The organism is Rhodanobacter ginsengiterrae, assembly GCF_050026815.1.
GTDB lineage: Bacteria > Pseudomonadota > Gammaproteobacteria > Xanthomonadales > Rhodanobacteraceae > Rhodanobacter > Rhodanobacter ginsengiterrae.
Genome location: NZ_JALBWO010000055.1, coordinates 64,093 through 82,981 on the forward strand (window position 1 = coordinate 64,093; position 18,889 = coordinate 82,981).

An 18,889-nucleotide genomic window follows, 5' to 3' on the forward strand; every position below is an offset into this window, starting at 1 on the left:
CCTTTCGCCACAGGACCAAGAGCCATCCCGCACAGGGTGCGCTCCTACCCGTCTGCCGCGATCTGCTAGCTTTAGATGCTTTGCATCGACCCGAACGGTTCCAGGGACTCGCATGTTCGAACGTGTACTTATAGCCAACCGCGGCGAGATCGCCTGCCGCGTGATCCGCACCTGCCGCCGCCTCGGCATCCACACCATCGCGGTGTATTCGGAGGCCGACCGCGACGCGCAACACGTGCGCCTGGCCGACGAGGCATGGCCGATCGGCGGGCCGCTCCCGGCCGATTCGTATCTGCGCATCGATGCGATCCTCGACGCTGCCAGCAAGAGTGGCGCGCAGGCGATCCACCCCGGCTACGGCTTTCTTTCCGAGAACACCGACTTTTCCCGCGCCTGCGCGGCGGGCGGCATGGTCTTCATCGGACCGGACCCGGCCAGCATCGAGGCGATGGGCTCCAAGTCCGCCGCCAAGCTGCTGATGGCCAGGCACGACGTGCCGCTGGTGCCCGGCTACAGCGGCGACAACCAGGACAGCGCGTTCCTCGCCGAACAGGCGCGTCAGGTCGGATATCCGTTGATCATCAAGCCTTCGGCCGGCGGCGGCGGCAAGGGCATGCAGATCGTGCGCAGCGACGCGGAATTCCCCGACGCACTGGCCACCGCGCAGCGCGTGGCAGCGGCGGCTTTCGGCGATGCCTCGATGCTGCTGGAACGCTACGTGGAGCACCCGCGCCACATCGAGTTCCAGGTTTTCGGCGACCGCCACGGCAACGTGATCCACCTGGGCGAGCGCGAATGCTCGGCGCAGCGCCGCTACCAGAAGGTGCTGGAAGAAACCCCCTCGCCGTTCCTGACGCCGGACAAGCGCGCCGCGATGGGCGCCGCCGCCGTGGCCGCCGCCCGCGCGGTGAACTACGTGGGTGCCGGCACGGTGGAGTTCATCGTCGGCCCCGCCGGCGATTTCCACTTCATGGAAATGAACACCCGTCTGCAGGTCGAGCACCCGGTCACCGAACTGACCCACGGCGTGGATCTGGTGGAGTGGCAATTGCGCATCGCCGATGGCGAACCGCTGCCACTGGGCCAGCACGAGGTGCTCTCGCACGGCCACGCGATCGAGGTGCGGCTGTATGCGGAAGATCCGGATCAGAACTTCCTGCCCGGCTCCGGCAAGCTGCAGACGCTGCGCCTGCCGACGCCCTCGGGACATGTACGCCTCGATGGCGGCGTGATCGAAGGCGATACGGTGACGATCTTCTACGACCCGATGATCGCCAAGCTGATCGTGTACGACGCGACCCGACCGCAGGCATTGCAGCGGTTGCGCGAGGCGCTGGCCGCCAGCGAAATCATCGGCCCGAAGTCGAACATCGGTTTTCTCGAACGGCTGGTGCGCCACCCGGTCGTGGTCGAGGGACGCATCGACACCGGTTATCTCGACCGCCACCTGGAGGAATTCCTGGTCGGCGACGTTCCGCCGACGGACAGCGTGTTGTTCGCCGCGGCCACCGCGATGCTGCTGCGCGATGAATCGCATGTGGCCAGCACCGCGACCGACCCGCATTCGCCCTGGGCCAGCGCCGACGCCTGGCGCATCGGCCATGCCGGCAAGCGCATCGTGGCCTTGACCTGGCGCGAACAGCGCTTCGAGATCGAGGCGCGCGGTCACGCCGGCGACTATCAACTGCATCACGGCGAAGCCGGCTGCGAAGTGCGCGGTGCGCGACTCCTCGACGACAGCCTGAGCGCCCGCTTCGATGGCGAGTCGCGCCGCGTGCCGTTGCACGGCGATGCCGCCCACGTACTGCTGCACGACGCCAACGGCCAGCGCTACAGCTTCGCCCGCGCCGCCGCGTTCGCCTGGGCATCCACCGATGCCGCCGGCGGCAAGCAGGTGATCGCGCCGATGCCCGGCCGCATCGTGCTGGTCAAGGCGAAGGCCGGCGACGTGGTCGAGCAGGGTCAGGAATTGCTGGTGATGGAAGCGATGAAGATGGAACTGGTCCTGAAGGCACCGCGTGCCGGTACCATCGACAGCATCAACGCCACGCAAGGCGAGTTCGTCGAAGCCGACGCCGTGCTGGTGCGCTTCGGCGACTGATCCCGTAGGAGCTTCCGCATGACCCTGTCCAACCATGTCCGCATCGTCGAAGTCGGCGCGCGCGACGGCTTGCAGAACGAGAAGACCCTGCTGCCGGCCGAAGTGAAGATCGCGCTGATCGACCGGCTGTCCGCCACCGGATTGCAGACCATCGAGGCGACCAGTTTCGTCAGCCCGAAATGGGTGCCGCAGCTGGCCGACGCGGCCGAGGTGTTCCGCGGCATCCGCAAGGTGCCGGGCGTCAGTTACCCGGTGCTGGTGCCGAACCTGCAGGGCTACCAGCGTGCGCGCGAGGTCGGCGCCAGCGAGATCGCCGTGTTCAGTGCCGCGTCCGAAGCGTTCAATCGCAAGAACATCAACGCCTCGATCGACGAATCGATCGAGCGCTTCATGCCGGTGATGGAGCAGGCCCGCGCCGATGGCGTGCGCGTGCGCGGCTACGTCTCCACCGTGCTGGGCTGCCCCTATCAGGGCGAGGTACCACTCAGCGACGTGGTACGTGTGGCCAAGCGCCTGCATGAGCTGGGCTGCTACGAGGTGTCGCTGGGCGACACCATCGGCGTCGGCACCCCGGCGAAGGCGCGCGCGATGCTGCACGCGGTGGCGCAGGCAGTGCCGATGGCCGCGCTGGCGGTGCACTTCCACGACACCTACGGCCAGGCGCTGGCGAATATCCTGGCTTGCCTGGAAGAAGGCGTGCGCGTGGTCGACAGCTCGGTCTCTGGCACCGGCGGCTGCCCGTACGCGAAGGGTGCCACCGGCAACGTGGCCAGCGAGGACGTGGCGTACATGCTGCATGGCATGGGCATGGACACCGGCGTGGATCTGGACCTGCTGGTCGCCACCGGTGCGTGGCTCGCGACACAGCTGCACAAGGAAACCGCCAGCCGGGTCACCCGGGCGCACACTGCAGCGGCCTGATCACCGGCAAAAAGCCCGCTATCATCGGCGCTTCGGCCAACCGGACAAACCGATGCGCGCAAGCCTGATCACCTGGCGGAAGACGGCAGCGATCCTGCTGCTCCTGCTGTGCGCGCTGCCCGCCATCGCCGCCACGCCGAAAGGCGACTGGCTGCTGCTGCCCGAACGCGTATGGACGGCCGACGGCGACGCCGCCCATGCAGGCTGGGCAGTGCTGGTGCACGATGGCGTGATCGCCGCGGTCGGTCCGGCCGGCTCGATCCACGCGCCCGCCGGCGCGCGGCACGTCGAACTGCCTGGCACCACGCTGATGCCAGGCCTGATCGACCTGCATTCGCACCTGTTCCTGCACCCGTACAACGAGACCTCGTGGAACGATCAGGTGCTGACCGAGCCGCAGGATTACCGCACGCTGGAAGCGGCAGCGCATGCGAAAGCCACCCTGCTGGCCGGCTTCACCACGCTGCGCGACCTCGGCACCGAAGGCGCCGGTTACGCGGATGTCTCGATCAAGCGCGCGATCGACGAAGGGCTGATTGCCGGACCGCGCTTGTTCGTGGCCACCCGCGCGATCGTCGCCACCGCCAGCTACGGCCCCGGCCCGCGTGGCTTCCGTCCGGACCTCGACCTGCCCGGTGGCGCACAGGAAATCAGCGGCGTCGATGCGGCGATGGCAGCGGTGCGCGAGCAGGCTGCACGCGGCGCGGACTGGATCAAGATCTACGGCGATTACCGGGTCGGTCCCGACGGCGCCACGATGCCCACCTTCACGCCTGCCGAACTGAAGGCGCTGGTCGACACCGCACACCAGCTCGGCCGCCCGGTCGCCGTGCACGCTGCCAGCGACGCCGGCGTGCGGATGGCGGTGGCAGCGGGCGTGGACAGCGTCGAACATGGTTACGGCGCCAGCGAGGCCACCTTCAGGCTGATGAAGCAGCACGGTACGGCGTACGAGCCCACGCTCACCGCGGTCGAAGCCACTGCCGAGTATTTCCAGCACTACGTGCCCGGCACCAGCGCGCCGACCGAGCGCATGCGCGAAGCCGAGCACGGCTTCCGCAACGCACTGAAAGTCGGCGTGACGATCGGCAACGGCAGCGACGTCGGCGTGTTCCGCCACGGCGACAACTGGCGCGAGCCGGCGGCGATGGTCGCCTATGGCATGTCTCCGGCACAGGCACTGCATGCAGCCACCGACGTGGCGGCGAAGATCCTGCGCCAGTCACAGCGCTTCGGCCGCATCGCGCCCGGGCTCGATGCCGACCTGGTCGCCTTCACTGGCGACCCCAGCACCCAGATCGACGCGCTGCGCCACCCGGCTTTTGTGATGAAAGCCGGAACTCCCTACCTCACGCCCACCACCACGCCATGAACGACACGTTCCTGATTCGCCCGATCGAGCCGGCCGACAACCCGGTGATGGCCGCGATCATCCGCGCCGTGATGCCCGAGTTCGGCGCCGATGGCCCCGGCTTCGCGATCCACGATGCCGAAGTGGACAGCATGCATGAGGCCTATGCGCAGCCGCGCAGCAGCTACTTCGTGGTTGAACGCGACGGTGTGGTGATCGGCGGCGGCGGCGTGGCGCCGCTGGAAGGTGGCGAGCCGGAAGTGTGCGAGCTGCGCAAGATGTATTTCCTGCCCGAAGCACGCGGTATCGGCGCGGGCGCAGCGATGATGCAGCGCTGCCTGGATGCTGCGCGCACGCATGGCTTCCAGCGCTGCTACCTGGAAACGCTGACCGGCATGGACGCGGCGCAGACGCTGTACAAGCGCAGCGGCTTCACCGCCCTGTGCAGCGCGATGGGCGGCACCGGCCATCACGGCTGCGACCGCTATTTCATCCGCGACCTGTGAGGTGAGGCCATGGCGAACCACGATCCCCGCATCGATGCCTATATCGCAAAGTCCGCCGAGTTCGCGCAGCCGATCCTGCGTCACCTGCGCGCGCTGGTGCACAAGGCCTGTCCCGAGGTCGAGGAGGGCATCAAGTGGAGCATGCCGTTCTTCAGCCATCACGGCGGCACGCTGTGCATGATGGCGGCGTTCAAGCAGCACTGCAGCTTCCGCTTCTGGCTATACAGGGAAGTCCTCGGTGACAACGCCGACGAGGACGGCCTGCGTCAAGACGGCATGGGCCAGTTCGGCAAGCTCACCTCGCTGCGCGACCTGCCCTCGGACAGACAACTGATCGCGTATATCGGCAAGGCGATGGCACTGAACGCCGCGGGCGTGAAGCTGGCGCGGCCGAAAGCAGCGAGCCGCCCCGCACCCACCCTGCCCGACGATCTCGCCGCCCTGCTCGCCCAGAAAAAGCACCTCGCCGCGCGCAAGACCTGGGCCGGCTTCGGACCCGGCGCGCAGCGCGAATACGTCGACTGGATCGGCGAGGCGAAAGCCGATGCCACTCGTCAAAAGCGCCTTGCCACCACGTTGGAATGGCTGGCTGAAGGCAAGAAGCGCAACTGGAAATATGAAAAGTGCTGAAGGCCATCCGCCCATGATCCGCATCGCCCGCGACGAAGACGCCGCCGCCATCCACGCGATCTACACGCCCTCAGTGCTTGCCGGCACCGCCACCTTCGAGACCGTGCTGCCCGGTGTCGACGCGATGCGCGACCGCATCCGCACACGCCTGCAGCACTACCCCTGGCTGATCTGGGAAGACGCCGGCGAAGTGCTGGCCTATGCCTATGCCGGCCGCTTCCGCGAACGCGCCGCCTACGACTGGATTGCCGAGACCTCGATCTACGTGCGTGGCGACGCACACCGCCGCGGCATCGCACGCAGGCTCTACGGCGCGCTGCTCGGCGCGATGCGCCTGCAGGGCCTTACCCAGGCGGTCGGCGTGATCACCCTGCCCGGCACCGCCAGCGTGGCGATGCACGAAGCGATGGGCTTCACCCCCGCGGGCGTGTGGCGCCAGTGCGGCTACAAGCTGCAGCAATGGTGGGACGTCGGTGTCTGGCAAAAGGAACTGCAGGTGGCCGCGTCGCCGCCGCGCGCGGTGACGCCGTTCCCGGAACTGGCCGGCTCAGCTGCGCTGCAGCGCGTGCTGATTGCTGCGCCGGGCTGATGGCGCAAAAGGACCGGCCCGCCGATGGCGGGCCGGTCATCGGGATCACCTGGTTGGCATCAATGATTGGCAAGGATGCTCGCGATGATGCCGGTGGTGATTGCCACCAGCAGGAAGTCACCGTTGTCGCTGCGCACATAGTGATAGCCGCGCGGCGGCTGGCGCAGGTGGCGGCTGCGCCAGTCGGTCACCACGTAGGAGCTGCCCCGGTACTCGCGCGGTACATGGCCACCCCGCTTGTACCAGCCTTCGTGACGGCCGCGATCGTACATGCCGCGCTCGTTCCGCGCATGGCCGCGGTCACCCCGGTCCTGATCGTGATGGTCCTGGCCCCGATACTGGTCGTGACTGCCCCGATCCTGACCCTGGTCCCGACGCTGCTGCTGGTCGTGATGGTCCTGGCCCTGATCCCCGCGCTGCTGCTGGTTGCGATGGTCCTGGTCCTGCGGTTGCGCCACCGCGGCGGTGGCGGAAAACATCAGCAATGCGCCACAGACCACCCACATATTTCGCTGCTTGTTCATGACTCTTCACCTCTGGGAATGACAAGAACCGGGGAGCGGTTCCTGCCGCGACGCATTCGGAGAATTCCGGGGAGCCGGCGGTCCTGGAGGATCGTCAGCTCTGCCGGCACTATTGGCGCTGGCCGCCCCTGCGCGCGTGAATATTCCGGTGAATCGATTTCACGCCGGAATCGTGGCGCCGGTTCGGCAGCGGGCGACGATCGCGCTGGCGACGGTCATCACCCGCTTCAACTGCCTGCCGCCCCTGTGCCACGAGTTGGCGTGGGTATCCCTCGCGGCAAAAAAACGTGCCCGCAATGGCGGGCACGTCGAGCGGCTCAATGTGGTCGAACCGGCTTAGTGGTTGAGCAGCAGGTCGGCGATCACGCCGGTGGCGATCGCCACCAGCAGGAAGTCGCCATTGTCGCTGCGTACCCAGTGATAGCCGCGCGGCGGTTCGCGCAGGCGGTCGCGGCGCCAGTCGGTCACCACGTAGCGGGTACGGTATTCCACCGGCAGGTAACCGCCGCGCCTGTACCAGCCCTCGTGGCGGCCGCGATCGTGCCAGTTGTTGTAATGACCGTAGGCGTGGCCGCGACCGTGGCCATGGTCGTCATCGTTGTCGTAGCGCACATAACGGCCACGATCGTCATCACGTCCGCGGCCGCGATCGCCGTCGTCCTGCTGATAACGGTCGCTCCCGCGATCGTGCCCGCGATCGTGCCCACGCCCCTGGCCATGGCCATGGCCGTTGTCATGATCCTGTGCCAGCACGGAGCCACTGGCCAGCATCAGCATCGCACCCAACACGGCAGACAGACTCAGTAGTTTCTTCATGCATTGCTCCCGACACTTGATGGATTGGATCCGTCCGGCCACTCCCGGCACTGCCCGGTTCGACCCGGCAGTTCGAGTTCACGATGGTCGCCGCTACCCCAACGCGGCGTGAATTCGCTGCCATGGCAAGTTTCACGTTCAGCCTGCAGCAGAGCGTGCCGGTCGGCTACCATGACGGCTTTTCGGCAGTGGCAGTCAAGGATTTCCCATGCAGCTCGATCAGGTAAAGGCAATCATCACCGGCGGCGCCTCCGGTCTCGGCCACGCGGTGGCGCAGCATTTTGTCGCCCATGGCGGCCGGGTCGCGCTGTTCGACGTCAATGAGGAGAAAGGCCACGCCGCCGCGAAGCAGCTGGGTGAGGTCGCGCGCTTCTTCCGCACCGACGTCACCTCCGAAGATGGCGTGGCCACCAATGTGGCTGCCGCGCATCACGCGATGGGCGGCCTGAACGTGGTGATCAATTGCGCCGGCATCCTGGGCGCCGGCCGCGTGCTGGGCAAGGAAGGCGCGATGCCGCTGGCCACCTTCTCCGGCACCGTGATGGTGAACCTGGTCGGCAGCTTCAACGTGGCCAAGGCCGGCGCGGCGCTGATGCAGAACAACGAAGCCGGCGAAGACGGCGAACGCGGCGTGATCATCAATACCGCCAGCGTGGCCGCCTATGAAGGCCAGATCGGCCAGGCCGCCTATTCGGCATCCAAGGGCGGCGTGGTCGGCATGACCCTGCCGATGGCGCGCGAGCTGGCCCGCTTCGGCATCCGCGTGGTGACCATCGCACCGGGCATTTTCTGGACCCCGATGGTCGACAGCATGCCGGAGTCCGTGCAGCAGTCGCTGAGCGCATCGATCCCGTTCCCGTCGCGGCTGGGCCAGCCGAACGAATACGCCAGCACCGTGGCCTTCATCCTCGGCAACCGCTACATCAACGGCGAGACGATCCGTCTCGATGGCGCGGTGCGGTTGCAGCCCAAGTAAGCGAGGAGTGAGTGGAGAGGAGTGAGGAGTGAGAGAAAGCTCGCCTCATGCCGCTTCACCGCACGCCTTGCTCTTCTCTCACTCCTCACTCCTCTGAACTCACTTCTGACCTATGAAAGCTTCCGACGTCAAGAAAGGCAACGTGGTCGAACACGACGGCACCGTCTATCAGGTACGCGACATCGAGCGCAGTTCGCCGAGTGCGCGTGGCGGCAACGTCACGTTCCGCTTCACCCTGTATTCGATCCCCGGCGGGCGCAAGTTCGACCTCAGCCTGCGTGCCGATGACGAGCTGCGCGAAATGGATCTGGTCCGCCGCGCGGCAAATTTCTCGTACATGGACGGCGATGCGTTCGTCTTCATGGACGCCGAGGATTACACCCAGTACCTGCTCTCGCCCGAGCTGGTCGGCGACAACGCCGGCTATATCGTGGAAGACACCGAAGGCTATTACGTGCAGGTGATCGACGACGCGCCGGTCGGCCTGCAGGTGCCCACCAGCATCGTCCTGACCGTGGTCGATACGGCGCCGGAAATGAAGGGTTCCAGCGCCACCAAACGCAACAAGCCGGCCAAGCTCAACACCGGCATCGAGGTGCAGGTGCCCGAGTACATCAGCAATGACGAGAAAGTCTGGGTAAACACGCTCACCGGCGAGTTTGCCGGCCGCGCGTGAATCATTCCGCGCAACGCACTGCCCGTCGACACGGTCGTTGCGCGCACCATTGGCTGGGCGTGCTGTTGACTGCACTGACCGCAGCGGCGGCGGCGCAACCGCCGGCACGACCGGCCGACGGCAGCTGGCCGCGGCCGGTCGCGCAATTCATCGAGCGCAGCGAGAACTGCCAACACTTCGCCGGCGAGTTCGGCGGCGACGGTTCACCGCGCGACGCCGAGGTCAATCGCCAGATGGACGCGTTGCGTTGCAACGCGCTGCCGGCGGAGCTGCGGACACTGCGCCAGCGCTATCGCGCCGACGCGCATGTCACCGCGCGGCTGGCAGCCTTCGACCATGACGGCCTGCCGATCGCCGCCGGCTCCGACGACTGAGCACGCGGCGCCGGCTGGGCGATGGTCACCGCAGCGATCTGCGTCGGCATGGGGCAGAATCAAGGCTTGCCAGTGAGCCGACAGAATCCACATGCCATCCAGCGATTACTCGCTACGCGCCCATGCGCTCGAAAGCCTGACCGCGATCAAGCGGCCGGATGTGCCGTGGCGGGTGGTCATCCGCAATACCGCAGCCGTGGTGCTGCCGCTGGGCATCGGCATGGCCACCGGCCATCCGCAGATCGGCCTGGGCGTGGGCGCCGGCGCGCTGAACACGATGTTCTCCGATCAACCCGGCCCCTATCGGCAGCGCCTGCGTCAGCTGCTGCTTGCCGCACTGGCCGCGGCCCTGGCCTCGCTGGTCGGCTTCCTGATCGGCGGCCAGCTGCTGCCGATGCTGCTGGCCACCGCCATCTGCGGCTTCTGCGGCGGGCTGCTGGTGGTTTTCGGCACGGACACCGCGCGGGTCGGCATGACCAGCATGATCCTGCTGGTGGTCACCGCCTCCACCCCCACCACGCTGGGCAATGCGTTGGGCAGCGCCGCGCTGATCTTCGGTGGCGGCCTGCTGCTGGCCAGCTTCTCGCTGGCAGCATGGCCGTTGCAGCGCTACTGGCCGGAGCGGCACGCGCTGGTCGGGGTCTATCGCGGGCTTGCTGCGCTGGCGCGCGAAGCCTCGCGCGACGATACCGACGTGCCGGCACTCAGCGAGGCGATGACCAGCCTGCAGCAAACGCTGCTGGGACGTCACCGTTCGCACGGCCGCGCGATGGAAGCGTTTGGCGTGCTGCTGGAACTGGCCGAGCGGATCCGGCTGGAACTGACCGCGATGACCGAGCTGCATGATGGCATCGCCGTCCAGGTGGACTTCCGCGCAGCGGTCGCCGGCGTGCTGGATGCGATCGCCGAAGCGCTGGAGGATGGCGACTCGCCCGAGCGCGCGACCGCTCTGCTGCCGTCGCTGCAAGCGCACGCGCCCGGCGGCATCGCCGAAGCAGGCAGCCACGCCAGCGCCGCCACCCGCGCCAGTCGCGCCACGCATGTCCACGCCCTGATCGGCCAGCTTGCCGCCGCGGTGCGCAACGCTGACTGGGCCGGCAGTCGCGGCGAGCTGCGTGCCAGTGCCGCGGAAACCCGTTTGCCGTCGACGCTGCGCAGCGGTGCGGCCTGGGCCACCCTGCGCGCCAGCCTCACCCCGCGTTCGGTGGCGTTCCGTCACGCCGTGCGCATGGCAGTCTGCCTCAGTGTCACGCTGGCGCTGTCGCGACTGCTGCAGTTGCCGCACGGCTACTGGCTGCCGATGACCGCCGCGATCGTGCTGCGCGCCGACTTCGGCGCCACCTTCAACTTCGGCCTGCTGCGCGTGCTGGGCACCGTGCTCGGGCTGGTGCTCACCACGGTGCTGCTCTACATCACGCCCGACCAGCCGTGGGCGCATCTGGCGCTGATGGCCCTGCTGTGCATGGCGTTCCGCTACCTGGCCAGCGCGCACTACGGCATAGCCGTGGCCGCGCTGACCGGCACCGTGGTGATTCTGCTGTCGTTCGAAGGCGTGGCTCCCGGCGCCGCCGTGGTCGATCGCGTGATCAACACCGCGCTCGGCTGCGGCATCGCCCTGCTCGCCTACGTGGCATGGCCGACCTGGGAGCGCGGCCGCGCCCGTCCCGCGTTGGCCAGCATGCTCGACGCCTATGCCGACTATCTGCGCAGCCTGCTTGCGCCCAACCTCGACGCACGCGGCGAGACGCGTACCGCCGCGCGCACCGCACGGGTCAATGCGCAGGCGTCGATCGAGCGGATGCGCAGCGAACCGGCCACGCCACCGGAACTGCTCGCGCTGGCGCGCACGCTGTTTGCCAACGGCAACCGGCTGGCACGCACCGCGATGACCCTGGAAGCCATGCTCGACGATCTTGCCGGGTTGGCCGCCGAAGCGGGAGTCCGCGATTTCGTCGAGCAATGCGCTGCGTCGCTGCAGACGGTCTCCGCCGCGCTGCGCTCCGGCCAGGGCCTGTCGGACCTGCCGGATCTGCGTGCGCAACAACGTCGGCTGGCAAGCCGTGTGCAGGATGCCGCCGATGTCGCCGCCGCCGACCTGCTGGTGCGAATCAGCGATCGCCTGGTCGACAACATCGATACGCTCGCCCATGTGGTCAAGCGCAACCGGCAGCAGGCAACCACCGACGACTACGGCTTGCCGATCTAGCCAGGCCACGCTGCACGCTGCGAGCCCCCGCTGGTCGGCGCATGGCGACACAGGCGACGCCAGCGCGCGGAGGTTTTACACTCCGTGGATGCTCAAGATCGATTCCCACGCGCACATCCTGCCCCGCGACTGGCCGAACCTGGCAGCCAAGTACGGCGACGACCGCTTCCCGGTGATGACTCATACCGATGGGCGACACCGCATCTACAAGGACAGCAAGTTCTTCCGCGAGGTATGGGATTCGGCGTTCGACCCGCAGACGCGCATCGATGATTACGCCCGCTTCGGCGTCGACGTGCAGGTGATCTCCACCGTGCCGGTGCTGTTCTCCTATTGGGCGCCGGGGCATCAGGCACTGGAGCTGCATCGTCATCTGAACGAACACATGGCCGGCATGTGCCGCGACTATCCGCGCCATTACGCCGGCATCGGCACGGTGCCGCTGCAGGCGCCCGATCTGGCGATCCGCGAACTGGAACGCTGCATCGACGAACTGGGCTTGCAAGGTGTGCAGATCGGCTCGCATTGCGGCGACTGGAACCTGGACGCTCCCGAGCTGTTCCCGTTCTTCGAAGCCGCCGCCGATCTCGGCGCCGCGGTGCTGGTGCACCCATGGGACATGATGGGCATGGCCAGCATGCCGAAATACTGGATGCCATGGCTGGTCGGCATGCCGGCCGAGCAGTCGCGCGCGGCCTGCTGCCTGGCCTTCGGCGGCGTGCTGGAACGGCTGCCGAAGCTGCGCGTGATGCTGGCCCACGGCGGCGGCAGTTTCCCGTCGTCGATCGGCCGCATCGAGCACGGCTTCAAGATGCGCCCGGACCTGGTCGCCACCGACAACCCGCGCAACCCGCGCGAGTACCTCAAGCGTTTCTACTTCGACTCCTGCGTGCACGACGACCTGGCGCTGCGCTACCTGCTGGATGTGACCGGCGTCCGCCAGGTGATGCTGGGCACCGACTATCCTTTCCCGCTGGGGGAGCAGGAACCCGGCAGCGGCATCGAGGCACTGGGTCTGGCCGATACCGACCGCGCGCGGCTGTTCCATGGGACCGCGCTGGAATGGCTGGGCCTGCCTCTGCACCGCTTTGTTCCCGATTCCACTTCGAAGGTACCCGCATGAACTTTTTGCGCCGCAGCACCCTCGCCATCGCGTTCGCCGCCACCCTGCTCGCCGCTGGCGTGCACGCCACCGACGTCAGCATGGCCGACGGCAGCGTCACCTTCAGCACGCCGGACAGCTGGCTCGCCATCATGGAAACCCAGGGCGATCCCGAAGCCCATGTATTCCAGGTGCCCGACCCCTCGCCCACCGGCAGGAACAGCCTCGCCCGCGTCACGGTGACGGTGAAGCAGGTGGCCGACGTCAACGGCTTCAACCAGTACCGCAGCGAAGCCACCGCCAAGGCGATGGCGCTGCCCGGCTACAAGGTCGCCGCCACGCCGCCGGGACCGAACAGCAACATCTACACCGCGCAGGAAAACGGCACCGCCTTCAACTACACCGAGCACTACTGGTTCAAGAACGGCCGCGCCATCCAGCTGCGCTGCATGCGCCCCAGCGAAACCCAGGCCGGCGCCGGCTGGAAAGCCGAGTTCGACAAGGGCTGCGCCGCCCTCGCCGCGCAATTGAAGTAGTCGCAGCCTCTGCTCCCTCCCCTGCAACGCAGGGGAGGGTCGGGGTGGGGTCGCTCCGGATCCTCGCCTCCTCGACCTCCCCTGAACGCAGACGGAGGATCTGACACCAAGAGATTTCCCGATGGCCGCCACGTTCGAAGCCACCCACGACTGGGCCAACGCCCATGACGCCGCCGATCCGCTGCGCGCATTCCGCGACGAATTCCTGATCCCGCCGCACGAAGGTCGCGACAGCACCTATTTCTGCGGCAACTCGCTGGGCCTGCAGCCGCGCGCGGTGCGCGAGGCGATCAATGCCGAACTGGACTACTGGGGCGAACTGGGTGTGGAAGGCCATTTCAAGGGCCGCCTGCCGTGGATGGACTACCACGAGTTCGTGCGCGACGACCTCGCCGCCGTGGTCGGCGCCAAGCCAACCGAAGTGGTGGCGATGAACACCCTGGGCGTGAACCTGCACCTGATGATGGTGAGCTTCTACCGCCCCAGCAGGGAACGCCCGGCAATCCTGATCGAGGGCGGCGCGTTTCCCACCGACCGCTACGCAGTGGAATCGCAAATCCGCTTCCATGGCCTCGATCCCGCCAGCGCACTGATCGAACTGCAACCGGATGAACCGAACGGCACCACCTCGATGCAGGCGATCGAGCGCGTGCTGGCCGAGCACGGCTCGCGCATCGCGCTGGTGATGCTGCCCGGTGTGCAGTACCGCACTGGCCAGGCGTTCGACCTGAAGGCGATCACCGAACTCGGCCACCGACACGGCTGCGTGGTCGGCTTCGACCTCGCCCACGCCGTCGGCAACCTGCCGCTGCAACTGCACGACAGCGGCGCCGACTTCGCGATCTGGTGCAGCTACAAATACTTGAACAGCGGACCCGGTGCCGTCGGCGGGGCCTTCGTGCACGAGCGCCACGCGCAAGCCGTGCTGCCGCGCTTCGCCGGCTGGTGGGGTCACGACAAGACCACCCGCTTCCAGATGGGCCCGCAATTCCAGCCCACGCCCGGCGCCGACGGCTGGCAACTGTCCAACCCGCCGATCCTCGCGCTGGCGCCGATGCGCGTTTCGCTGGAAATCTTCCGCCGCGCCGGCATGGCGGCGCTGCGCGAGAAGTCACTCAAGCTCACCGGTTATCTGGAATGGCTGGTGCAAAGCCAGCTTGCCGATGTGCTTCAGGTGGTGACTCCCGCCGAACCCGCACGCCGTGGCGCGCAGCTCTCGATCCGCGTGATCGATGGCCGCGAACGCGGTCGCGCCCTGTTCGAACACCTGATGGCGCACGGCATCATCGGTGACTGGCGCGAACCCGACGTGATCCGCATCTCGCCCGCCCCGCTGTACAACCGCTTTGCGGATTGCCTGGTCTTCGCCGACGCGGTGCGAACGTGGCAGCAAGCGGGTTGAACCTGCGGCAGGTTCAGCCGCGGTTTGGCGCAACGGGGCCGATTTCATCCGATCTTGAACCACCCGGCGCGATGCTGCGGCTTTCAGCCACCGGGAAATCCGATGAAGAACGAAGCTCCGGACAACAGCGATCTGCGCAAGCTGGGTGACTTGATCGACGGCATCGAGGTGGCCATGCTGACCACGCGCGCCGCCGACGGCTCGATGGTCAGCCGCCCGCTGCAAACCCTGAAGCTGGATGCCAATGGCGAGATCATCTTCTTCACTGCCGCCGAAAGTCACAAGGTCGACGAACTCACCGACGATTCCAGCGTGAATCTGGCTTATGCCGACCCGTCCAGCCATTGCTATGTATCGGTGCGCGGACGCGCGCGGATGGATCGCGACCAGTACACCATCGACGAGTTGTGGTCGCCGGCGCAGAAGATCTTCTTCCCCGATGGCAAGGACGACCCGAATCTGATGGTATTGCGCGTGCGCGTGCGGGACGCCAGCTACTGGGAGTCTGCCGGAAACTTCGTGGCGCGCGCCTTCGATTTTGCGCGCGGCATGCTCGGCGACTCGCCGGAAGACCTGGGCAAGCACGGCACGCTGAAGGGCTGAAACCTCGTCGGCTACCTGCCCGGCGGATGCCTTGTCTGCCCTTCCCCGCGCACCACGAAGCGCTCCACCGTGAGCGCCTCGGCGCCCATCGGGCCGTAGGCGTGCAACCGCGTGGTGGAGATGCCGATCTCGGCACCCAGGCCGAGTTCGCCGCCGTCGCTGAAGCGGGAGGAGGCGTTGACCATCACCACGGCCGAGCGGATCGCCTGCACGAAGCGTTGCGCGGCGGCGTCGTCCGCGGTGGCGATGACTTCTGTGTGGTCGGAGCCGTAACGACGGATGTGGGCAATCGCGGCATCGAGGTCGTCGACCACGCGCACGGCGAGGATCAGGTCGAGGAACTCGGCGGCGTAGTCGTCGTCGCTGGCGAGGTGCATGTCGCTGACCAGTGCGCGGCTGGCTTCATCGCCACGCAACTCGACGCCGCGTTCGCGCAGGGCCTTGGCGGCGGATGGCAGGAATGACGCCGCCACATCGCGATGTACCAGCAACGTCTCCAGCGCGTTGCACACGCCGGGGCGCGAGGTCTTGCCGTCGATCAGCAGGTTCAACGCCAGGTCGAGGTCGGCAGAGCGGTCCACGTACAGATGGCAGACGCCCTTGTAGTGCTTGATCACCGGCACCCGCGCGTGTTCGTCGACGAAACGGATCAGCCCTTCGCCGCCGCGCGGGATGGCCAGGTCGACGATGTCGCTGAGCTGAAGCAGTTCGACCATCGTCTCGCGGCGCAGATCCTCGACCAGGGTCAATGCGGAGGCCGGCAAGCCATGCGCTTCCAGGGCCGATTTCAACGCCGCCGCGATCGCCGTGTTGGAATGGATCGCCTCGGAACCGCCGCGCAGGATCACGCCATTACCGGCCATCAGGCACAGTGCCGCGGCGTCCGCGGTGACGTTCGGGCGGGCCTCGTAGATCATCGCGATCACGCCGAGCGGGATGCGCACGCGCTCGACCGACAAGCCGCTCGGCCGTGTCTCGCGGCGGGTCGTCACGCCGACCGGATCGGGCAGTTCGGCCACCTCGCGCAGCGCGCCCGCGATGCCGGCCACGCGCGTCTCGTCCAGCCGCAGGCGGTCGAGCATGGCGCCCTGCACGCCTTTCGCCGCGGCCTGGCGCATGTCCTCGGCGTTGGCGGCCAGCACCACGGCGGACTGCGCTTCCAGCGCCGCGGCCATGTCGCGCAGCAGCGCGCGCTTCGCCTCGCTGCCCAGCGCCGCCACGACCCGGGCGGCGTCGCGGCAAGCCAGTGCCTGTTCGCGGATCGTGCTCATGCGTTGATCTCCTGCCCGGGTGCAACCGGGCGGTTCATGCCAACGAGGTCGTCGCGATGCACTACCTCGTCGCCGTAGCTGTAGCCGAGCACGCCGTCGATCTCGCGGCTGTGCCGGCCGGCCAGACGGCGCACCTCGGCGGCGCCGTACTGGCTGAGTCCGCGCGCGACGGCGGCGCCATCCGCGTCGACGATCTCCACCAGGTCGCCGCGGTGGAACTCGCCGTCGGCGCCGAGCACGCCGCCCGGCAGCAGCGAGACGCGCCCGCCTGCCAGCGCCTTCGCCGCACCGGCGTCGATGCGGATGCGGCCTGGCGCGGCGGGTGCGTGGCGCAGCCAGTACTTGCGCGCCTGCAATCGCGTGGAAGCCGCGGCGATCAGCGTACCGTGCAGTCGCCCGCGTTGCAGCGCCTGCACGGTGGCCGCCTCGCGCCCGCTGAACAAGGCCGTGGGGATGCCGGCCGCTGCGGCTTTCGCCGCCGCCTGCAGCTTGGTGCGCATGCCACCGGTGCCGGCCGCGCTGCCGCCGTCGCCGGCCATCGCGACGATCTCCGGGGTCAGCGCAGCCACCTGCTCGATCGGCACGGCCGCGGGATCGCGCCGCGGGTCGGCGCTGTACAGCGCATCGACGTCGGAGGCGATCAGCAGCAGGTCGGCGTCGACCAGCGCGGCGACGATGGCGGCGAGGTTGTCGTTGTCGCCGAGCTTCAGTTCGTCCACCGAGACGGTGTCGTTCTCGTTGATCACCGGCAACACGCCGAGCTGCAGCAGCTCGCGAAGGGTGGCGCGCGCGTTGAGGTAGCGGCGACGGTTGCGCAGGTCGTCGTGGGTCAGCAGCACCTGCGCCACCGGCCGCGCGGACAGCGATTGCCACAGCGCGATCATCGGCGCCTGCCCCAGCGCTGCCAGCGCTTGCCGCGCCGCCAGCCCGCCACCGTCGCTCGCATGCTGGCGCAGCAGCGCCCGCCCTGCCGCCACCGCGCCGGAAGACACCAGCACGACTTCACGGCCTTCGGCATGACTGGCCGCGATGAAACCGGCCAGCGCTGCGGCGTAGCGCGGCGTAAGACCACCGCCGTCGGCGGCGAGCAGGTTGCTGCCGACCTTCAATACTGCGCGACGCCAACCCGGCAAGGGCTGGTGCGGAATATCCACGGGCATGTTCATGGCGGGGCCTCGTTCGGCGGCATTCGCACGCCGGCAAGGTTTGCACTGGTGGACGCATGGGTCGACGACCGCCCATCAGTCCCGGCCTGCACCTCGCCGGCGGGCCGGACCGCACCGGGCAGGTGGCGCTTCATATTCAAAGCCGGCCGCTCGACCAGGTACCAGGAAAGAATCGCACAGGTCAGCGTGCAGCTCGCCGATACCAGCAGGCCCCACCAGTACGGATGAGGCCTGTCGGTCAGCGAAATCGTCAGCTGCTGCATCATGTAGGCGTAGATGTAGATGCCGTAGGAGAAGTCACCGAAGCGGCCAGCGCGGCGCAACACCGGCGTGGACCAGGTGCCGAAACGGATCACCAGCCAGGGCAGCAGCAGGAACAGGGCGGTATAGCCATGGTCGAGCATCATCATCAAGGCGGCCGCCACGACCAGCACGCCAGTCAACCGAGCGGGATGACGGTGCCACGCATCGCGGAAGTGATACAGCACCACTCCATAGCAGAAGTAGCTGCCGTATTCGCAGCCGAAATCCGGCAGCGGGAATGCCGCCAGCGGATTGTGCTGGACGTCGAACACCGCGTAGACATAGGTCGCATATGCGAGCACCAGCAGCAGCAACGGATAACGAAGGCGCCTGCGCAGCAAACCGCACACCCCGGCGATCAGCAGGATGCCGTACCAGCGCACCTCGATGGGTATGGTCCAGAGCGAGCCGTTGACTCCGGGAAACCAGGCGTGGGCGAACACGCCGGGAAGATGAAACCGAATGCCCAGGTACAGCTGGGAAAAATAGTCCCAGGTGACCGGAGAGCGAAAATAGTCGTGCAAGCTGACTTCGGTAACCCACGGGCCCAATACGAGTGCAGCTACCAGGGTGACCACGGCAAGGCCCGGCCACACCCGCAGAAACCGCTTTGCAGCGAAGCGCAGCACGTGCGGGTCACGGTCCCAGCTCTGCGCCACCAGATAGCCACTGACGGCGAAGAACACCAGCACACCGAACGTCCCCATCGTCAGCAGCCCGAAGGGGCGGGGCTCTGCTCGGCCAGTGAGGGCGAATTGATGGGAGCACAACACTATGCCCGCAGCCAGCAACCGCACCGCGTCGAAATTGTTTGAGGGATGCTGGCGCGACATGGA

General features: G+C 67.5%; 20 protein-coding genes. 15 read left to right on the top strand and 5 right to left on the bottom strand.

Annotation, left to right across the window (positions count from 1 at the left end; genetic code table 11):
* The first annotated feature begins 112 nt into the window (after positions 1 to 112).
* From ACQGNJ_RS11340 to ACQGNJ_RS11365, 6 genes are read left to right on the top strand one after another with little or no spacing between them, the layout of a single operon-like run.
* A complete protein-coding gene (locus ACQGNJ_RS11340) occupies positions 113 to 2,101 on the top strand; it encodes an acetyl/propionyl/methylcrotonyl-CoA carboxylase subunit alpha (RefSeq protein WP_426689353.1) in 1,989 nt (662 codons plus the stop codon).
* A 24-nt stretch (positions 2,102 to 2,125) separates the two neighbouring features.
* Complete coding sequence (locus ACQGNJ_RS11345; RefSeq protein ID WP_426689623.1) at positions 2,126 to 3,022, top strand: hydroxymethylglutaryl-CoA lyase; 897 nt, start codon at positions 2,126 to 2,128, stop codon at positions 3,020 to 3,022.
* Positions 3,023 to 3,074: 52 nt separating this feature from the next.
* Positions 3,075 to 4,394 (top strand): metal-dependent hydrolase family protein, encoded by a 1,320-nt coding sequence (locus ACQGNJ_RS11350; RefSeq protein ID WP_426689354.1) that lies wholly within the window; start codon positions 3,075 to 3,077, stop codon positions 4,392 to 4,394.
* Positions 4,391 to 4,879 carry a GNAT family N-acetyltransferase gene (locus ACQGNJ_RS11355; RefSeq protein ID WP_426689355.1) on the top strand — a complete coding sequence of 163 codons (489 nt, stop codon included), beginning with the start codon at positions 4,391 to 4,393 and terminating at the stop codon, positions 4,877 to 4,879. The genes ACQGNJ_RS11350 and ACQGNJ_RS11355 overlap by 4 nt, the downstream gene beginning before the upstream one ends.
* 9 nt (positions 4,880 to 4,888) lie before the next feature.
* Entirely contained in the window at positions 4,889 to 5,509 is a 621-nt protein-coding gene (locus ACQGNJ_RS11360; protein WP_426689356.1) for a YdeI/OmpD-associated family protein, read from the top strand.
* Between the two features lie 13 nt (positions 5,510 to 5,522).
* Positions 5,523 to 6,098 (top strand): GNAT family N-acetyltransferase, encoded by a 576-nt coding sequence (locus tag ACQGNJ_RS11365; protein WP_426689357.1) that lies wholly within the window; start codon positions 5,523 to 5,525, stop codon positions 6,096 to 6,098.
* 59 nt (positions 6,099 to 6,157) lie between these two features.
* On the opposite strand, the gene ACQGNJ_RS11370 is transcribed toward ACQGNJ_RS11365, so the two are convergent.
* Positions 6,158 to 6,622, bottom strand: a complete 465-nt coding sequence (locus ACQGNJ_RS11370) for an RcnB family protein (protein ID WP_426689358.1) — start codon at positions 6,620 to 6,622, stop codon at positions 6,158 to 6,160.
* A 112-nt stretch (positions 6,623 to 6,734) separates the two neighbouring features.
* Between ACQGNJ_RS11370 and ACQGNJ_RS11375 the strand changes: the two genes are divergently transcribed.
* Positions 6,735 to 6,962, top strand: a complete 228-nt coding sequence (locus tag ACQGNJ_RS11375) for a hypothetical protein (RefSeq protein WP_426689359.1) — start codon at positions 6,735 to 6,737, stop codon at positions 6,960 to 6,962.
* Here the strand turns inward: ACQGNJ_RS11375 and ACQGNJ_RS11380 are convergent.
* Positions 6,959 to 7,438: an RcnB family protein gene (locus ACQGNJ_RS11380; protein ID WP_426689360.1), complete on the bottom strand. Its 480-nt coding sequence runs from the start codon at positions 7,436 to 7,438 to the stop codon at positions 6,959 to 6,961. The genes ACQGNJ_RS11375 and ACQGNJ_RS11380 overlap by 4 nt on opposite strands.
* Before the next feature lie 208 nt (positions 7,439 to 7,646).
* Between ACQGNJ_RS11380 and ACQGNJ_RS11385 the strand changes: the two genes are divergently transcribed.
* From ACQGNJ_RS11385 to ACQGNJ_RS11420, 8 genes are all read left to right on the top strand, one after another.
* A complete protein-coding gene (locus ACQGNJ_RS11385) occupies positions 7,647 to 8,414 on the top strand; it encodes an SDR family NAD(P)-dependent oxidoreductase (protein WP_426689361.1) in 768 nt (255 codons plus the stop codon).
* 112 nt (positions 8,415 to 8,526) lie between these two features.
* Positions 8,527 to 9,090, top strand: a complete 564-nt coding sequence (gene efpL / locus ACQGNJ_RS11390; RefSeq protein ID WP_426689362.1) for an elongation factor P-like protein EfpL — start codon at positions 8,527 to 8,529, stop codon at positions 9,088 to 9,090.
* Positions 9,087 to 9,464 (top strand): hypothetical protein, encoded by a 378-nt coding sequence (locus tag ACQGNJ_RS11395; protein WP_426689363.1) that lies wholly within the window; start codon positions 9,087 to 9,089, stop codon positions 9,462 to 9,464. Before efpL ends, ACQGNJ_RS11395 begins: the two co-directional genes overlap by 4 nt.
* A gap of 91 nt (positions 9,465 to 9,555) precedes the next feature.
* Entirely contained in the window at positions 9,556 to 11,670 is a 2,115-nt protein-coding gene (locus tag ACQGNJ_RS11400) for an FUSC family protein (protein ID WP_426689364.1), read from the top strand.
* Between the two features lie 88 nt (positions 11,671 to 11,758).
* On the top strand, positions 11,759 to 12,793 hold the full coding sequence (locus ACQGNJ_RS11405) for an amidohydrolase family protein (RefSeq protein ID WP_426689365.1): 1,035 nt from the start codon (positions 11,759 to 11,761) through the stop codon (positions 12,791 to 12,793).
* The gene (locus ACQGNJ_RS11410; protein ID WP_426689366.1) at positions 12,790 to 13,308 is read left to right on the top strand and encodes a hypothetical protein; all 519 of its coding nucleotides are present in this window, start codon (positions 12,790 to 12,792) and stop codon (positions 13,306 to 13,308) included. Before ACQGNJ_RS11405 ends, ACQGNJ_RS11410 begins: the two co-directional genes overlap by 4 nt.
* Before the next feature lie 121 nt (positions 13,309 to 13,429).
* The gene (kynU, locus tag ACQGNJ_RS11415) at positions 13,430 to 14,710 is read left to right on the top strand and encodes a kynureninase (protein ID WP_426689367.1); all 1,281 of its coding nucleotides are present in this window, start codon (positions 13,430 to 13,432) and stop codon (positions 14,708 to 14,710) included.
* 102 nt (positions 14,711 to 14,812) lie between these two features.
* On the top strand, positions 14,813 to 15,313 hold the full coding sequence (locus tag ACQGNJ_RS11420; RefSeq protein WP_426689368.1) for a pyridoxamine 5'-phosphate oxidase family protein: 501 nt from the start codon (positions 14,813 to 14,815) through the stop codon (positions 15,311 to 15,313).
* Positions 15,314 to 15,324: 11 nt separating this feature from the next.
* On the opposite strand, the gene ACQGNJ_RS11425 is transcribed toward ACQGNJ_RS11420, so the two are convergent.
* From ACQGNJ_RS11425 to ACQGNJ_RS11435, 3 genes are read right to left on the bottom strand one after another with little or no spacing between them, the layout of a single operon-like run.
* The gene (locus tag ACQGNJ_RS11425; protein WP_426689369.1) at positions 15,325 to 16,584 is read right to left on the bottom strand and encodes a glutamate-5-semialdehyde dehydrogenase; all 1,260 of its coding nucleotides are present in this window, start codon (positions 16,582 to 16,584) and stop codon (positions 15,325 to 15,327) included.
* Entirely contained in the window at positions 16,581 to 17,750 is a 1,170-nt protein-coding gene (gene proB, locus ACQGNJ_RS11430) for a glutamate 5-kinase (protein ID WP_426689370.1), read from the bottom strand. The genes ACQGNJ_RS11425 and proB overlap by 4 nt, the downstream gene beginning before the upstream one ends.
* Complete coding sequence (locus ACQGNJ_RS11435) at positions 17,747 to 18,886, bottom strand: acyltransferase family protein (RefSeq protein WP_426689371.1); 1,140 nt, start codon at positions 18,884 to 18,886, stop codon at positions 17,747 to 17,749. The genes proB and ACQGNJ_RS11435 overlap by 4 nt, the downstream gene beginning before the upstream one ends.
* Between the last annotated feature and the right edge of the window lie 3 nt (positions 18,887 to 18,889).

Bases quoted from the DNA above. Each gene is read 5' to 3' on its own strand.
- ACQGNJ_RS11435 (WP_426689371.1), bottom strand. From the start codon at position 18,886: ATGTCGCGCCAGCATCCCTCAAACAATTTCGACGCGGTGCGGTTGCTG.
- kynU (WP_426689367.1), top strand. From the start codon at position 13,430: ATGGCCGCCACGTTCGAAGCCACCCACGACTGGGCCAACGCCCATGAC.
- ACQGNJ_RS11350 (WP_426689354.1), top strand. From the start codon at position 3,075: ATGCGCGCAAGCCTGATCACCTGGCGGAAGACGGCAGCGATCCTGCTG.
- ACQGNJ_RS11365 (WP_426689357.1), top strand. From the start codon at position 5,523: ATGATCCGCATCGCCCGCGACGAAGACGCCGCCGCCATCCACGCGATC.
- ACQGNJ_RS11405 (WP_426689365.1), top strand. From the start codon at position 11,759: ATGCTCAAGATCGATTCCCACGCGCACATCCTGCCCCGCGACTGGCCG.
- proB (WP_426689370.1), bottom strand. From the start codon at position 17,750: ATGAACATGCCCGTGGATATTCCGCACCAGCCCTTGCCGGGTTGGCGT.
- ACQGNJ_RS11340 (WP_426689353.1), top strand. From the start codon at position 113: ATGTTCGAACGTGTACTTATAGCCAACCGCGGCGAGATCGCCTGCCGC.
- ACQGNJ_RS11360 (WP_426689356.1), top strand. From the start codon at position 4,889: ATGGCGAACCACGATCCCCGCATCGATGCCTATATCGCAAAGTCCGCC.
- ACQGNJ_RS11370 (WP_426689358.1), bottom strand. From the start codon at position 6,622: ATGAACAAGCAGCGAAATATGTGGGTGGTCTGTGGCGCATTGCTGATG.
- ACQGNJ_RS11385 (WP_426689361.1), top strand. From the start codon at position 7,647: ATGCAGCTCGATCAGGTAAAGGCAATCATCACCGGCGGCGCCTCCGGT.
- ACQGNJ_RS11425 (WP_426689369.1), bottom strand. From the start codon at position 16,584: ATGAGCACGATCCGCGAACAGGCACTGGCTTGCCGCGACGCCGCCCGG.
- ACQGNJ_RS11420 (WP_426689368.1), top strand. From the start codon at position 14,813: ATGAAGAACGAAGCTCCGGACAACAGCGATCTGCGCAAGCTGGGTGAC.
- efpL (WP_426689362.1), top strand. From the start codon at position 8,527: ATGAAAGCTTCCGACGTCAAGAAAGGCAACGTGGTCGAACACGACGGC.
- ACQGNJ_RS11380 (WP_426689360.1), bottom strand. From the start codon at position 7,438: ATGAAGAAACTACTGAGTCTGTCTGCCGTGTTGGGTGCGATGCTGATG.
- ACQGNJ_RS11355 (WP_426689355.1), top strand. From the start codon at position 4,391: ATGAACGACACGTTCCTGATTCGCCCGATCGAGCCGGCCGACAACCCG.
- ACQGNJ_RS11400 (WP_426689364.1), top strand. From the start codon at position 9,556: ATGCCATCCAGCGATTACTCGCTACGCGCCCATGCGCTCGAAAGCCTG.
- ACQGNJ_RS11410 (WP_426689366.1), top strand. From the start codon at position 12,790: ATGAACTTTTTGCGCCGCAGCACCCTCGCCATCGCGTTCGCCGCCACC.